Consider the following 14717-nt stretch of genomic DNA (forward strand, 5'->3'; position numbering starts at 1 on the left):
CACCCGCGGAAGGAGAGCCATGGCCGGCGAGTACCGGGCTGAGCCCGAGGCGATGCGCTCCGCCGTGGGCAACGTCGGCGGCATCATCGCCCACGGCATCAACGCCGTGGCCGACCTCGAACGGCTCATCGTGCAACCGACGTCGTTCGCCGGCTTCGGCACCGCGGTCGCGGCCGCCAACGCCGCGCTGCACTCCAGCCAGGTGACCGCCGTCCGCACGCTCCTGCAGCTGCTGCAGCAGGTCAACGGGCTCGTCAAGGCCAGTGCCGACGCCTACCAGGCGGCCGACCAGGACGCCGCCGCCGGTTACGGCGGGGGCACCGGGAGCGGGTCGACGCCCCCCGCGTCGTCGATCTGGGGGAGCTCGCACGCGTCCGAGCTGGCCACCGTGGCCATCAACGACAGCGCGGGCGCCCACGGCGAGCCGTCTTCGGTCGGCAACGTGCTGCGCTACCTCGGCGACGCGAGCTTCGGCAGGCTCGGCGACCACCCGATCACCGACGCCCGCTTCCACGGGGTCGCCGACTTCAACGACTGGCTCGCCGGGGACGCCGGCAACCAGGCGCGAGTCGGGCTGATCGAGGTCTACGCCGGCACCGCGCGCGCGTTCTCCGACGTCCCCGGCGGCGTGCACAGCGGTGACGTCGTGGTCGTGGAGCCGCTGCTGTTCTCCGACCGCCAGCCGGTCATCGGGGTCGCCGGGGACGGCGGCCGCCTCTACAACCACGGGCTCCTCGACGCCCGCATCAGCGGGCTGGCGAAGGTCAGCGTTTACCGGCCCGCGTCCGTCGTCTGATCGTCCGCTCCTTGAGAACTTGCGAGGTCCGATGCTGACTTTCCCGAACTCCAGCGCGATGGACGCGACCGCGTCCTCGGGCGGGCCGATCACCATCCTGCCGCAGATCGTCACCGGCCAGCCGGAGCAGATCGCGCAGCACGTGCTCGACCTGGTGAAGAAGGCCGAGCAGTTCCTGAGCATGTACACCGAGCTCACCAAGGCCGCCGACCAGCTCGGCAAGATCTGGTCGGGCGCGGCGAGCGAGTCGGCGCTGAAGAAGATCTCCGACTCCTTGAAGCAGCTCGAGACGATCATCACCGTCGTGCAGAAGGGCGCCGAGCTGCTCGGGGTGTCCGGCACGCTGATCAAGACGGCGCAGCAGGCCTACCGCTCGGTCGTGGCCGCGGTGAACCCGACGGTCGCGTCGCTGATGTCGAACCCGTGGACCTACGGCGCGGCGGTCGCTTTGTCGACCGCGACGAGCGCGTCGCTGCGGGCGTTCATCACCGCGATCGGCGCGCTGCTCAAGGCCCTCGGCGCGGTCGACCTCGCCCAGCAGGTCACCCAGCTGGCGCAGGTGATCGGCGCGATCGAGAAGCTGTTCCACCACGACTCCGGCAGTGCGGGCGCGACGACGCCGTCGATCGGGAACACCCCGGTCACGGCGCCCCAGGCCCCGCCGTCGGTGGCAAGCCCGGCCGGGCAGCAGGCGGTGGCGGGCGGGAGCGGCGGGGGGATCCCGCAGCAGCCTTCGTTCACCGACTACACCCCGCCCGCGCTCGCCACCGGCGGCGGTTCCAGCGCCGGCGCCGGCGCGACCGTCCCGGTGACGGCCAACGGCACCCCGCTCGACCCGTCGAACAGCTGGATCGCCGTGGACCCGGCGCAGCACGGCGCCACCGTGCCGACCCAGCCGGCGCCGGTCACCCAGCCCGCCCCGGTCGGCGGCGGCGCGAACGAGGTCACCATCCACACCAACCTCACCACCGGTGAGTCCACTGTGGAGGCTCCGGGCGGCCAGGACTTCGACCTCGACATCGCCTTGGACTACAACGGGAAGCACTTCAGCCAGCACGTCGGCTACGACGCGGCCGGGAACTGACCCGTGTGGGGCTCGGGGGTCGTCGACGCGTCCGGGGTGGTCAGCTCCGTGCTGTCCGGGTACCGGCAGGTGCTCGTCGAATGCCAGAGACGGGTGACCGGTGACCCCGGCGCCCTGAGCGCGGCCTCGCAGCGTGTCGGCACCCAGGCGTCGACGGTCTCGGCCAAGGCCCGCGAGATCGGCGACTCCGCGAAGAGCCTGCACGCGGACTGGGACGGCGACGCCTACACCGCGTTCGCGACAGCGGCCCAGAAGCTCGGCGAGGAGCTCACCGACGCCGCCACGAAGCTCGACGACCAGGCGAAGCGGCTCGCGACGGCGTCGCAGCTCGTGCAGTCGGCGAAGGCCGCGGTCGACTCGGTCATCGCGCAGTTCGACCAGTACGCCCAGCAGCTGACCGCGCAGGCCCGCGCGGTGAACTCGGGCTCGGTCGGCGCGTTCATCCAGGCCGCGCGCCAGCTCGGCGAACAGAGCGTGCAGGCCGCTCGCCAGGTCGTCGACGAGTTCTCCGAGGCGCTGGCCGAGCTGTTCCCGCCCGAGGGCACCCAGCGGCTGGAGTACAAGCTGGGCAAGAAGACCGGCGGCCCGCTGGGCTGGCTCAACGGCAGCCCGCTCGACGGGCGCAAGCGGCCGCGCGACGCGCCGTCGTGGTTCAAGAACTCGGGCTGGAAGAAGCTCACCTGGGACGGCCTCGAAGGCACGCGCGCGCCGAAGAAGGCGGACACGCCGTTCGGGCAGCCGAAGCCGGAGAGCGTCAAGGACAAGCTGGGCAACAACACCGAGATCACCTACTACAAGTTCAAGCACGAGCAGGACGGGCTCACCCCGGAGTACGACGGCAAGATCACGTCGAAGGGCTGGGACGTCGGCGCGTCCGGGCACACCGAGCTGGCCGCGGTGAAGGAAGAGGCCGAGCTCAAGGGCGACTGGGGTGTCTCTTCGGCGCACGCCAAGGGCACGCTCTTCGCCGGCGGCGAGGCGAGCGCGTCGGGCACCATCGGCGCCCACGGCGCCGGCGCGCACCTGAACGCCTTCGCCGGCGGGAAGGTCGAGGGCGAGGTCGCGGCGGACGTCGCGGGCATCGGCGTCGGCGCGAACGGCACGCTGCAGTACGGCGTCGGCGCGCAGCTCGACGCCCAGGCCGTCTACGACGCCGGGCACCTGAAGGTGAACTTCAAGGCGGGCGCGGCGCTGGGCCTCGGCGCGGGAGTCGGCGCGAAAATCGACATCGACCTGCCGAAGCTCGGCCACACCATCGGCGAGTACGGCGGCGCGGCCGTCGACTACGTCGGCACCGCGGCTTCCGACGCGGCGAACGCCGTCGGATCCGCTTGGGACGACGCCGTTTCCTACGTGGGGCTGTGATGACCCTTCCCCTCGACTTCGTCATCCCGGACGGCTGGACGGCCGTCGACCCGGGTGACTCCGGCGCGGTTTTTGTCGCCGTGCACGACGCTTCGCCGGGCGAGTTCGTCCCGAACATCACGGTGAGCGTGCAGCAGCGGCCGGACGACGCCTCGATCGACGCCATCGCCGCCGAAGCCGTCGAACGCCTTTCGCGCACGACGGCCGGGCTCGACGTGCTGAGCCGCCGCGACGTCGGCGCCCCGGCCGCGCCCGGTGTCATGCAGCTGCTGCACCTGCGCACCGGCGAAGGCGACGAGCTGATCCAGACGCAGGTGCACCTGACGGTCCCCGGCGCGACGCCGGAAGAGCGGCTGGTGCTCGAGCTCGCCTGCACGGCCGCGCCCGCGACCGCGCGGGCGCTCTCACCCGGTTTCCAGCGGTTCGTGGGCAGCGTCCACGTCCGCCAGCACGAAGGGAAGACGCGATGACCGATCCGTACGCGGTGCCGGACATGGACGAACTGCTGGCGCAGGTGCGCAAGCAGACCGAAGAGGTCCAGCGCATCCAGCGCACGGTCGAGGCGATGGAGATCAAGGCGCACTCGCGGCAGAACGAGGTCACCGTCACCCTCCGCGGCGACGGGCGGTTCACCGCCATCGACATCGACCCCCGCGCGATCCGCGAGTACGACGCCCGCAACCTCTCGGAGATCGTGCTGGAGGCGGTGAACGCCGGGCTCTCGAAGCTCGCCGAAGCCTCGAACGCGAAGTTCGCTCCGGTGATCTCGGCCGCGAAGAACGTCTGATGACCACCGCGTCTCTCACGGGGACGACGCGCCGGGTCACGGTGGTCACGCCCCGGGCCCGCGTCGACGTCGCGCTGCCACAGCAGTCGACGTTCGCCGAGCTGGTGCCGCAGCTGGTCCGGCTGGCCGGCGCCGCCGGGCAGGCGTCGGCGGAGCATCCGGGCTGGGTGCTCTCCCGCCTCGGCGGCGCGCCACTGGCGCTCGGCCTGAGCGTCGCCGCGGCCCAGATCCGCGACGGCGAAGTCCTCCACCTGACCCCGCGGGAACGCCCGCGGGGTCCGCTGCTGTTCGACGACGTCGTCGACTCGATCGCCAGCGTCGCCGACTCGTCCGGGGGCTGGAGTCCTTCGGTGGCACGGCGTTCCGGCCTGGTGGCGGCGGTGGTGCTGCTGCTGGCGGGCGGGCTGCTGGTGCAGTCGGCGGCGTCCGGCAGTGTGCTGGCCCCGGTGGGGACGGGGTTGCTGGCGCTGGTGCTGCTCCTCGGCGGCGGCGCGCTGAGCCGCGCGTACGGCGACGCCGAAGCGGGCGCGGCCGGGTCGCTGGCCGGGGTCGGCGTGGCGCTGCTGGCGGGGATGTCGATCCTGCCGCCGCACCCGCTGTTCTCGCTGTCGGCGGGCCCGCTGGCGGCGGGGCTCGCGGCGGTGACGGTGTACGGCGTCCTGGCGGCGGTCTCGGTGGCCGACCGCCTGCCGTGGTTCGTGGCGATCACGGTCGCGGCCGGCTTCGGCGCGGTGACCACGGGCGTGGTGCTCCTGTCGGGCGTCCGCCCGGTGGCGGCGGCGTCGGTGGTGGCGGTGCTGGCCACGGCGCTGGCGGCGGTGGCCCCGATGCTGGCCCTGCGCCTGGCCCGCCTGCCGCTGCCCCGCGTCCCGGACGACATGGAGGCGTTCCGCGCGGACGAACAGCCGTCCCTCGGCACGGAGATGTTCGGCCGGACGTCGCACGCGCAGGGCGTCCTGACGGGGTTGCTGGTAGGCCTGGGCCTGGTCGTCCTGGCGGCGTCGGTGGTGCTTTCCACGGGTGGGCCGTGGGAAGCGGGCCTGGCGGCGCTGCTGGGGGTGGCGTGGATCCTGCGGTCCCGCTCGTACGCGCGCCGAGCGCAACGGCTGGTGCTCATCGGTTTCGGGATCGTCGGCCTGGTGACCGCGGGAGTGTGGCTGGTGGCCTCAGGCCAGCGAACGGCGATCTTCGCGGCCGGCTGCGCGGTGGTTTTGGCCGCGGCGGTGTGTTTGGTTTACGCGACGCGGGTGGCGCGCGGGCTGCGTTCGCCGTACTGGTCGCGGCTTTTGGACGTCTCGGAGTTCCTGGTGCTGCTGTCGCTGGTGCCTTTTGTGGGGATGATCGCGGGGGTTTACGAAGCCGTCCGCGGCTGACGCCGAGCGCCCCAAGGCCACCTTGGGGCGCTGCTCAGCTGTCCAGGGCCAGCGGAAGGGTCTTCCGCACCGCGGCCCCATGCCGCCCGTGCAGCGGAACCGCCGCACCCGGCACGGGCACCGCAGCCCCGGGCCGACCCCCCACCCGGATCGTCACTTCAGCCTTCTCCCGCCCACCCGGAGTCCGCGTCAGCGTGTAAGACGTCGCCGTGAACGCCGCCCCCGCCACCGACGCATCCAGCACCCGCGACGACCGAGGCGTGAAGCACATCTGCGCGGCTTCCCCCCACGTCCACGACTTCCACCGGTCCGGCGCACCCGAAGCCGCGCCCTGGACACCGAGCGCCACCCGCAGCTCCTGCGCCAGCTCGCCGGCTTCGAGCACCGTGCTCTGGTACCCCGCCTCGGCCAGCGAGCCCATCAAGCTCAACGCCGCCGACGCCGTGCTCCGCAGCGCGCCCAGGTCGCCGCCGCCGCGGGCGAGGGCCGCTATCGGGGCCTGGTCCGGGCGGTAGCGGACGGCCAGCCAGCGGACCCGCAGCACCTGCTCGCCGCGCGGGATCGCCCACGTCAGCAGCTGGGCCGACGCCAGCGGGACGTCCGTGCGGCGGTACGCCTCGCGCAGGATGTCCACCAGCGCCGTCGGCGCGCCCGTGCCGGGGGTCAGGCGCACCAGCGCGCTCCAGCCGCCGTCGACCTCCGCGACGCCGAAGCGGTTGCCCGCGCGGTCGACGTGCTGGCGCACCTTCACCGGCCCGGCCACGCACATCAGCGGGTCCGGGCTCTCGCGGCGCGTGTCGTGACGCCGGAGCCGGTACGCCGTCCAGGTCAGCGCCCAGCCGGCCAGGTGCCGCCCGGCGAAGCGCACCGACGTCAGCAGCACCAGCAGCCCGGCGGCGACGCTCACGCCGATCCGCACCGGCTGGCCGACGGCGTCGACCGTCCACACGAGCAGGACGGCGATCGCGGCGATCTCCCACAGCGCGGCCTGCAGCGGCCGGACCGGCAGCAGCCAGGGCAGCGGCGCCGACGCGGGCCGGGCCGGGGCCGGGCGGACGGCGCCGGCGGTTTGGACGGACACGGGCTCCCCTTTCCCCGGGTCTCCGACGCTACTGCCTCCCCAGATGTCGCGTGGGCGTAAAAATTACCCTCCCCTTCGGCCAACCGGGTGCCTAGCATCGAGGCCTCTGAGGGCCGAGCAGGGACGACGCACACAGCCGGGGGCTAAGCAGCGTGTGGACGCAGCGGGACCAGATCCAGGCGTACCAGTTCCTCCGCCGCAGGCTCGTTTCGGCGCTCGTCGCCGCCGACGCCAACCACCCCGTCTCGCCCAGCCGCCGGCTCGTGCTCGGCACCGTGCTGGGGCTCGTGGCCGCGCTGCTGGTCACCGCCGTCTTCGGGATCATCGGCCTGCTGAACCCCTCCGGCGGCAAGGACTGGCTGGAAGGCGGCAAGGTGATCGTCGAGGAGGGCACCGGCGCGCGGTTCGTCCTCGGCGCCGACGGCGTGCTGCACCCGGTCCTCAACTACGCCTCCGCGCGGCTGCTGGCCGGCGGCGCCGGCGACGCGACCGTGTCCGTCTCGTCGGAGAACCTCGGCAAGGCCGGCCGCGGCGCTCAGATCGGCATCCCGGGCGCGCCCGACTCGGTGCCGGTGGCGGCCGCGCTGGTCACCACGCCGTGGACGAGCTGCAGCCGCACCACGCAGGACGCGCCCGCGTCGGCCGAGCCGCGCACCGCCGTGCTGCTCGCCGCGCCCGCGTCCGGGGTCGAGCTGCCGCGGGACCAGGGTGTGATCGTCCGGCTGCCGAAGGGCGACCGGTTCCTGCTCGCCGGCGGCCGCCGCTACAAGCTGTCCGACGAAGCCGCGACGGCGTTGCAGTTCGACAGCTACCCGACGATCGCGGTGTCCGCGCGCTGGATCGACACCGTCCCGGCCGGGCGTGACCTCACCGCGCTGCCGGTCGACGGCGCCGGCGACCGGGGCCCGTCGATCGGCGGCCACGACTCCCGCGTCGGCCAGGTGCTGGCCGTCGTGGACGCCATGGCCGCGCCCGGCGCCGCGGCTTCGTACTACGTCGTCCGCCGCGACGGCCTCGAGCCGGTCGGCCAGACCGAGGCGAGCCTGCTGGTGACGACCGAAGCCAACGCCGCCGCCTACCCGGGCCCGCCGGCGCCGGTCGAGGTGCGCGCGGCCGACGTCGCCGCCGCGCCGAAGGCCGGGGCTCCTCGCGCGGGTGGGGCCGACCCGGCGGCCTTCCCCGACCGCATCCCGGGGAAGGCGCCGATCACCGGGAACTCGGTGGTCTTGTGCATCCAGGGCAACCGGTTGCTCGTTTCGGCCGAATTCCCGCTTCCCGCCGGCGCCAAGGCAATCCAGGTCCCGATGCGGACCGAAGCAAGGGTGGCGGACGAGGTGTTCGTGCCTCCGTCGGGGGGCGCCGTCGTCGTCGAGTCCGGCTCGGCCACCACTTACCTGGTGACCGACTCAGGCCGGAAGTACCCGGTGGTGAACGCCCAGGCGTTGGCGTCGCTCGGCTACGGAAGCGTGGCCAAGTCACCGGTCACAGGTAGTTTGCTGGCATTGGTGCCGACGGGCCCCGCGCTGGACCCGGCCACGGCCGGGCAGCCGGCTCCGTCGGGTGGAACGGGGTGAAAGTCGTGCACATGACAGAAGAGCGTTCGACCGAAGACGACTTGGGCCAGGGGCGCGTCCGGGTCGCCGTCATCGAAGACCACCCGCTGTACCGCGTTTCGGTGGAACGCGTGCTGGCCGAAGCCGACTTCGTCGAGCTCGGCGCGGTGGTCGACTCGGTCGCCCGGTTCCACGTGCACCGGCAGCCGCCGGGCAGCGTGGTCCTGCTCGACCTGGGCCTGCCCGGGGTGGCGGGCGCGGCGGCGGTGCTGGAGGTCTGCGAGCTCGGCCACCACGTGCTCGTGGTGTCCGCGCAGGCCGAGCCGGAGGTCGTGCTCGGCGCGATCGCCGCCGGCGCGCGCGGTTTCCTGTCGAAGGACGTCGACGCCGACGAGCTGCTGATCGCGATCAAGACGGTCGCCGGCGGCGGCGCGTACGTCTCGGCGGTGGTCGCCGGGATGATCATGAAGGACAACGCCGACCGGCCGGCGCCGTCGGCCGAGGTCGAGCTCTCGCCGCGCGAGGAACAGGTGCTGCGGCTGGTGGCGGCGGGGGAGCGGGACGTCGACATCGCCCTGATCCTCGGGATCGGCGTCCGCACGGTGCGCGGCTACCTCGACCGCATCCGCGACAAGACGGGCGAGCGGCGGCGCCCGGGCCTGGTCAAGGAGGCCATCCGGCGCGGTCTCATCGGCGGCTCGGGCCCCCGGCGCGGCGGCCGCAAATGAGCCAGCCGCGGTCGATCCGCGTCGGCGTGATCGAGGACCACCCGCTCTACCGGTACGCGCTCACCCGCGTGCTGACCGAGGCCCCGGACATCGAGCTCGGCGCGGTCGCCGACTCGGTGGCCCGGTTCGCGGTCCAGGACCAGCCGGCCGGCAGCGTGGTCGTGCTCGACCTCAAGCTCCGCGGGGTCCAGGACGCGGCCGCGGTCCTGGAGGTGGGGCACATGGGGCACAAGGTGCTGGTGGTGTCCGCGCACGCGGAGCAGCCGGAGGTCCTCGGCGCGATGCAGGCGGGCGCGAAGGGGTTCCTGTCGAAGGACGTCGACGGCGACGAGCTGCTGCGCGCGATCCGCACGATCGCCGACGACAACGCGTACGTGTCGCCGACGCTGGCCGGGATGATCATCCAGGACAGCGAAGAGCGCCACGCGGGCCCGAAGATCGTCCTGTCGGAGCGCGAAAAGCAGGTGCTCCGGCTGGTGGCGGCGGGCGAGCGGGACGTCGACGTCGCGGAGATCCTCAACATCAGCGTCCGCACGGTGCGGTCCTACCTGGACCGCATCCGCGACAAGACGGGCGAGCGGCGCCGGGCGGGCTTCGTCCGGGTCGCGATCCGCGAAGGCCTGCTCCGCTAGAGCCTGCGGTTGGCCAGGGCTCCCGTCGCCGTGCGGGCCTTGGCCGGCACCGCCGGGTCGACGTCCACCAGCAGCATCTCCGGGGCCGCGCCCGCGGCGGCGTGCACCCGGCCGAAGCCGTCCGCGGCCAGCGAGTGGCCGATCCCGGTCGGCGCCTTCGGGTTCACCGTGACGCCCGTCGCCGCCGGGTCGGCCTGGCCGCAGCCCAGCACCCAGCAGCCGGAGTCCAGGGCCCGCGCCCGCACCAGCACCTCCCACTGCTCGCGCTTGCCCTCGCCGGCGCCCCACGACGTCGGGAGCAGCACGACGTCGGCGCCGTCGTCGGCCAGCGCGCGGAACAGCTCCGGGAACCGGACGTCGTAGCAGGTCGCGACGCCGTAGACGACGTCGTCCAGCTCGAACGTCGCCAAGGTGGCGCCGGGCGCCACCGTGTCGGACTCGGCGAAGCCGAACGCGTCGTAGAGGTGGATCTTGTCGTAGCCGCGGTGGTGCCCGCCGCCGGTGATCAGCAGCGTGTTGTGCACGCGCCCGGCGTCGGCCGGGGTGAACATCCCGGCGACGACCACGACGTCGTGCTCGGCGGCCACCGCGGCGACCGCGGACGCCCACGGCCCGTCGAGGGGCTCCGCGACCGGCTCCAGCGGACGGCCGAAGCGGGCCATGGTCGCTTCGGGGAAGACGACGATCCGCGCGCCCTCGGCCGCGGCCGCCTCGACCCCGGAGCGGACCAGCTTCAGGTTCGCCTCCGGTTCGTCACCCGAGTTGACCTGGCACAACGCGATTCGCGCCACCGCTGCCTCCTGCATGCTGGGATCCGCCGTCACCGGGGAGTATCGCTGAAAACCCGCTCGGCGTGACCTCGTACCCTGGGGGCATGTTGAACCGCACCGACCTGCGCGGGCAGGTCCCGACCGCCGCCGAACTGCGCGCCACGCTGCCGCGTGCCGAATACGACGTGGACGCGGCGCTGCATCACGTGCGCCCGGTGGTCGAGGCGGTCCGTGACCGCGGTGTCGAAGCCGTCCTCGAGTACACGGAGAAGTTCGACAAGGTCCGCCCGATGAGCGTGCGCGTGCCGCGGGAGCGGCTCACGCAGGCCCTCGCGCAGCTCGACCCGGCGGTGCGCGCCGCGCTGGAGGAGTCGATCACCCGCGCGCGCAAGGTGCACGCGGAGCAGCGCCGCACCGACGTGACCACGACGGTCGTCGACGGCGGCACGGTCACCGAGAAGTGGGTGCCGGTCGAGCGTGTCGGGCTGTACGCGCCGGGCGGCCTCGCGGTGTACCCCTCGACCGTGGTGATGAACGTCGTCCCGGCGCAGCTCGCCGGCGTCGGCTCGCTGGTCGTCTGCTCGCCGCCGCAGGCCGGGTTCGCCGGGCTGCCGCACCCGACCATCCTCGCCGCGGCCGAGCTGCTCGGCGTCGACGAGGTGTGGGCGGTCGGCGGCGCGCAGGCCGTCGCGCTGCTGGCGTACGGCGGCACGGACACCGACGGCACCGAGCTGACCCCGGTCGACGTCGTCACCGGGCCGGGCAACATCTACCTGACCGCGGCGAAGCGGCTGCTGCGCGGCCTGATCGGCATCGACTCCGAGGCCGGCCCGACCGAGATCGCCATCCTCGCCGACGAGACGGCCGACCCGGTGCACGTCGCCGCCGACCTGATCAGCCAGGCCGAGCACGACCCGCTCGCCGCGAGCGTCCTGGTGACGACTTCGATGGAGCTGGCCGACGCCGTCGACAAGGAGCTGGTCGGGCGCGTCTCGGCGACCAAGCACACCGAGCGCGTCACCGAAGCGCTGGGCGGCAAGCAGTCCGGCGTCATCCTGGTGTCCACAGTGGACGACGGCCTGCGCGTGGTGGACGCGTATGCCGCCGAGCACCTGGAGATCCAGACGGCGGACGCGCGCGAGGTCGCCGCCCGGGTCCGCAACGCGGGCGCGATCTTCGTCGGCGCGTACGCCCCGGTGTCGCTGGGCGACTACTGCGCCGGCTCCAACCACGTCCTGCCCACCGGCGGGTTCGCCCGCCACTCCTCGGGCCTGTCGGTGCAGAGCTTCCTCAAGGGCATCCACGTCGTGGACTACAGCGAAGACGCGCTGCGCGAGGTCGCCGGCCGCGTCGTCGCGCTGGCGAACGCCGAGGACCTGCCCGCGCACGGCGAGGCCGTGACGGCGCGTTTCGGAGGTTCGGTCCGATGACCATCGGCGAAGAGGTCACCCTGGACGAGCTGCCGCTGCGGGACGACCTGCGCGGCAAGTCGCCCTACGGCGCGCCGCAGCTGGACGTCCCGGTCCGGCTCAACACCAACGAAAACCCGTACCCGCCGCCGCCGAAGCTGGTGGCGGACGTCGCGGAGGCGGTCCGCGCGGAGGCGGCCGAGCTGCACCGCTACCCGGACCGCGACGCGCTCGCCCTGCGGCACGACCTGGCCGACTACCTCAGCGTGTCGACGCGTGTGGTGCTGACCGAGCGGAACGTCTGGGCCGCCAACGGGTCCAACGAGGTCCTGCAGCAGATCCTGCAGGCGTTCGGCGGTCCCGGGCGCAGCGCGCTCGGTTTCGAGCCGTCGTACTCGATGCACCCGATCATCGCGTCCGGCACCCGCACCGAGTGGGTCCCGGCGCCGCGCCGGGACGACTTCACGCTGGACACGGCCGCGGCGGCGGCGGTCATCTCGGAGCGGCGTCCGGACATCGTGTTCGTCACCAGCCCGAACAACCCGACCGGCGGCTCGATCCCGCTTTCCGAGCTTCGCGCGATCCTGGACGCGGCCACCGGGATCGTCGTGGTCGACGAGGCGTACGCGGAGTTTTCGTCGCAGCCGAGCGCGGTGGAGCTGCTGGCCGACTACCCGGCTTCGTTGATCGTCTCCCGCACGATGAGCAAGGCGTTCGCCTTCGCGGGCGGCCGGCTGGGCTACCTGGCGGCGGCCCCGGCGGTCGTCGACGCGTTGCAGCTGGTGCGCCTGCCGTACCACCTCTCACGGCTGACGCAGGCGGCGGCTCGGGCGGCGCTGCGGCACGCAGACGCCACTTTGGACAGTGTGCACAAGCTGGCCGCCGAACGCGACCGCGTCGTGGAGGCGTTGGCGGGCCTGGGATTCGACCCGGTGCCGAGCGACTCGAACTTCGTCCTCTTCGGACGGTTCGCGGCGCCCTCGGTGGCGTGGAAATCCTATTTGGACAAGGGTGTGCTGATCCGCGACCCGGGTATTCCCGGACACCTGCGCGTGAGCATCGGCACCCCGGAAGAGAACGACGCCTTTCTCGAGGCGAGTAAGGAAGTGGCCCGATGAGCCGCATCGGCAAGGTCGAACGGACCACCAAGGAGTCCTCGATCTTCGTGCAGCTGGACCTCGACGGCACGGGCGAGGTCGACATCTCGACCGGCGTGCCGTTCTACGACCACATGCTGACGGCGTTCGGCGTGCACGGCTCGCTGGACCTCAAGGTCGAGGCCACCGGCGACGTCCACATCGACGCGCACCACACGGTGGAGGACACGGCGATCGTGCTCGGCCAGGCGATCCGCCAGGCCCTGGGCGACAAGAGCGGCATCCGCCGTTTCGGCGACGCGTGGATCCCGATGGACGAAACCCTCGCGCACGCGGCGATCGACGTCTCCGGGCGGCCGTACTGCGTGCACGTGGGGGAGCCGGAGCAGTTCAACACCTTCACGATCGGTAACAACTACCCGTTCGTCCTGACGCGGCACGTGTTCGACTCGCTGGCGTTCCACGCGCAGATCGCGTTGCACGTCCGGGTGATCCACGGCCGCGACCCGCACCACATCGCGGAGGCGGAGTACAAGGCGGTGGCCCGCGCACTGCGCGCCGCGACCGAGCCGGACCCGCGCGCGGGCGGCATCCCTTCCACGAAGGGCGTGCTCTAAACCGCGAACACCGCGCCGGGCGTCGCGACTTCGACCTGTCCGGAGTGGACGGCCGAGGCGCGCGCGACGGCGTCCCCGGCGGTGAGGAACGGGCCGAGGTGAGTCAGCACGAGCCGCCCGGAGCCACGGGCGGCCCGTGCGGCGTCCTCGGGCGTCAGGTGGACTTCCGACGGCTCGGGCCCATCGGCCTCGCAGAGGAACAGGTCGGCGCCGGTGGCCAAATCGGTGAGCGCGGCGCACGGGCCGGTGTCCCCGGAGTAGGCCAGCACCCGGTCGCCGTCGGTGACGCGCACGCCGAACGCCGGAAAGCCGTGCTCCACCGCGGTTGTCGCCAGCGTCAGCCCGCCGACGGCGGCGAAGTGACCGTCGTGCAGTTCGTGCACCTCGAATGCTTCCCCGATCGGTGCCGCCGCGGCGTTGGTGAGGAAAGCGCCGAGCCGCTCGCCGATGCCGGGCGGCCCGTACAGCGGAATCGGCCGCACCGGCCGCAGGTCGGCGAACAGCAGCGCGTACACGGCGGGCAGCAGGTCGGCGACGTGATCGGCGTGCAGGTGCGAGACCCAGATCGCGTCGACGTCGGTCAGCATGGTGTGCTCCTGCAGCGCGGCCAGGGTGCCGGGCCCGGCGTCGAGCCAGACTGTGGTGCCGGCACCGCGCACGAGGTAACCGGAGCACGGTTCGCCGGGGCGCGGGTAGGGGCTGGCGCTGCCCAGCACGAGCACGTCGAACGGCATGTGGCACCCTAACCGGCGTGAGCAAAGAAGTCGTTGGCGTCCTGCTGCTGGCCCTGGGCGGTTTCCTGGTGGGCGGGGTCTACTCGGCGTGGAAGACGGCGAAGTTCATGGCGGTGGTCCTGGGCATCGCGGCCGTGCTGGCCATCGGCGGCGCGATCTTCTGGTTTGCCAGCTAGCGGGCCGCCTCGAACAGCCCCAGCCCCGGCCGGTCACTCCAGCGGAACGTAGTCGCTCCCGGCCTGAGCCGTGGCGAGATCGGCGTGCGTCGACGCGCTGGTCAGGAAGCGGCCCTGGACGACCCGGACGAAGGACCCGTCGAGCGGGAAGACGAGCACGAACCTCCGCCCGTCGTTTCCGCGCAGCACGAGCCCCTTCCGCAGGTTGTCGAGGAACTCGACGATGTCGCGCTCGATCGCCGCCGCGAACTCGCGCTGATCGGCCCGCGTGATGTCGTAGAGGTCCGTGTCGATGTCGTACGTGGTGCGCCGGCCCGACACCGGGTCCCACGCCTCGAATTCCAACCCCAGCCAGCGTTGCGGGTCGACGACCACGGTGGCCCGCCACGTCCGTCCGGCGAGCTGCCACCTCGGTCCGGCGCCGGTGGCCCGGAGCTCGCGAAGGAGGTCGAGGAGGCGGTGGCCCGTCATCTACGTCATCCTCGCGGAAATCCCCCGGCCGGCAACCGAAAAAG

The 14717-nt window shown here is 72.9% G+C and carries 17 protein-coding genes; 13 read left to right on the forward strand and 4 right to left on the reverse strand.

Annotated features, from left to right (window positions below; all coding sequences use genetic code 11):
- Positions 1-19: 19 nt before the first annotated feature.
- The 6 genes from ACZ63J_RS16765 to eccD are packed head-to-tail and all read left to right on the forward strand — an operon-like array spanning position 20 to position 5405.
- Positions 20-796, forward strand: a complete 777-nt coding sequence (locus ACZ63J_RS16765) for a WXG100 family type VII secretion target (RefSeq protein WP_465308074.1) — start codon at positions 20-22, stop codon at positions 794-796.
- Positions 797-827: 31 nt separating this feature from the next.
- A complete protein-coding gene (locus ACZ63J_RS16770; protein ID WP_465404999.1) occupies positions 828-1880 on the forward strand; it encodes a WXG100 family type VII secretion target in 1053 nt (350 codons plus the stop codon).
- Positions 1881-1883: 3 nt separating this feature from the next.
- Complete coding sequence (locus tag ACZ63J_RS16775; RefSeq protein ID WP_465404997.1) at positions 1884-3245, forward strand: WXG100 family type VII secretion target; 1362 nt, start codon at positions 1884-1886, stop codon at positions 3243-3245.
- Positions 3245-3715 carry a hypothetical protein gene (locus ACZ63J_RS16780; protein ID WP_465308068.1) on the forward strand — a complete coding sequence of 157 codons (471 nt, stop codon included), beginning with the start codon at positions 3245-3247 and terminating at the stop codon, positions 3713-3715. Before ACZ63J_RS16775 ends, ACZ63J_RS16780 begins: the two co-directional genes overlap by 1 nt.
- Positions 3712-4032 carry a YbaB/EbfC family nucleoid-associated protein gene (locus tag ACZ63J_RS16785; RefSeq protein WP_465308066.1) on the forward strand — a complete coding sequence of 107 codons (321 nt, stop codon included), beginning with the start codon at positions 3712-3714 and terminating at the stop codon, positions 4030-4032. The genes ACZ63J_RS16780 and ACZ63J_RS16785 overlap by 4 nt, the downstream gene beginning before the upstream one ends.
- The gene (eccD, locus tag ACZ63J_RS16790; protein WP_465342071.1) at positions 4032-5405 is read left to right on the forward strand and encodes a type VII secretion integral membrane protein EccD; all 1374 of its coding nucleotides are present in this window, start codon (positions 4032-4034) and stop codon (positions 5403-5405) included. The genes ACZ63J_RS16785 and eccD overlap by 1 nt, the downstream gene beginning before the upstream one ends.
- A gap of 34 nt (positions 5406-5439) precedes the next feature.
- Here eccD and ACZ63J_RS16795 read toward each other — a convergent pair whose 3' ends face one another.
- On the reverse strand, positions 5440-6486 hold the full coding sequence (locus ACZ63J_RS16795) for a type VII secretion protein EccE (RefSeq protein ID WP_465404995.1): 1047 nt from the start codon (positions 6484-6486) through the stop codon (positions 5440-5442).
- A gap of 152 nt (positions 6487-6638) precedes the next feature.
- On the opposite strand from ACZ63J_RS16795, the gene eccB reads away from it, so the two are divergent.
- The 3 genes from eccB to ACZ63J_RS16810 are packed head-to-tail and all read left to right on the forward strand — an operon-like array spanning position 6639 to position 9399.
- Positions 6639-8060, forward strand: a complete 1422-nt coding sequence (gene eccB, locus ACZ63J_RS16800) for a type VII secretion protein EccB (RefSeq protein ID WP_465404993.1) — start codon at positions 6639-6641, stop codon at positions 8058-8060.
- Positions 8061-8071: 11 nt separating this feature from the next.
- Positions 8072-8767 (forward strand): response regulator, encoded by a 696-nt coding sequence (locus tag ACZ63J_RS16805; RefSeq protein WP_465308052.1) that lies wholly within the window; start codon positions 8072-8074, stop codon positions 8765-8767.
- Complete coding sequence (locus ACZ63J_RS16810; RefSeq protein WP_465308050.1) at positions 8764-9399, forward strand: response regulator; 636 nt, start codon at positions 8764-8766, stop codon at positions 9397-9399. Before ACZ63J_RS16805 ends, ACZ63J_RS16810 begins: the two co-directional genes overlap by 4 nt.
- On the opposite strand, the gene ACZ63J_RS16815 is transcribed toward ACZ63J_RS16810, so the two are convergent.
- Positions 9396-10190: a carbon-nitrogen hydrolase family protein gene (locus ACZ63J_RS16815; RefSeq protein WP_465405043.1), complete on the reverse strand. Its 795-nt coding sequence runs from the start codon at positions 10188-10190 to the stop codon at positions 9396-9398. The genes ACZ63J_RS16810 and ACZ63J_RS16815 overlap by 4 nt on opposite strands.
- Before the next feature lie 83 nt (positions 10191-10273).
- Between ACZ63J_RS16815 and hisD the strand changes: the two genes are divergently transcribed.
- The 3 genes from hisD to hisB are packed head-to-tail and all read left to right on the forward strand — an operon-like array spanning position 10274 to position 13292.
- Complete coding sequence (hisD, locus tag ACZ63J_RS16820; protein WP_465404991.1) at positions 10274-11599, forward strand: histidinol dehydrogenase; 1326 nt, start codon at positions 10274-10276, stop codon at positions 11597-11599.
- Positions 11596-12696 carry a histidinol-phosphate transaminase gene (locus ACZ63J_RS16825; protein WP_465404989.1) on the forward strand — a complete coding sequence of 367 codons (1101 nt, stop codon included), beginning with the start codon at positions 11596-11598 and terminating at the stop codon, positions 12694-12696. The genes hisD and ACZ63J_RS16825 overlap by 4 nt, the downstream gene beginning before the upstream one ends.
- Positions 12693-13292, forward strand: coding sequence for an imidazoleglycerol-phosphate dehydratase HisB (gene hisB, locus ACZ63J_RS16830; RefSeq protein ID WP_465308044.1), 600 nt, complete (start codon positions 12693-12695; stop codon positions 13290-13292). Before ACZ63J_RS16825 ends, hisB begins: the two co-directional genes overlap by 4 nt.
- Here the strand turns inward: hisB and ACZ63J_RS16835 are convergent.
- Entirely contained in the window at positions 13289-14026 is a 738-nt protein-coding gene (locus tag ACZ63J_RS16835) for an MBL fold metallo-hydrolase (protein ID WP_465404987.1), read from the reverse strand. The two genes, hisB and ACZ63J_RS16835, sit on opposite strands and share 4 nt — an antisense overlap.
- Before the next feature lie 17 nt (positions 14027-14043).
- Here ACZ63J_RS16835 and ACZ63J_RS16840 point away from each other — a divergent pair, with 17 nt between their 5' ends.
- Positions 14044-14202: a hypothetical protein gene (locus ACZ63J_RS16840; RefSeq protein WP_247062838.1), complete on the forward strand. Its 159-nt coding sequence runs from the start codon at positions 14044-14046 to the stop codon at positions 14200-14202.
- Positions 14203-14235: 33 nt separating this feature from the next.
- Here the strand turns inward: ACZ63J_RS16840 and ACZ63J_RS16845 are convergent, their stop codons facing one another.
- The gene (locus ACZ63J_RS16845; RefSeq protein ID WP_465404984.1) at positions 14236-14673 is read right to left on the reverse strand and encodes a hypothetical protein; all 438 of its coding nucleotides are present in this window, start codon (positions 14671-14673) and stop codon (positions 14236-14238) included.
- Between the last annotated feature and the right edge of the window lie 44 nt (positions 14674-14717).

The organism is Amycolatopsis sp. NPDC104863 (assembly GCF_055582965.1).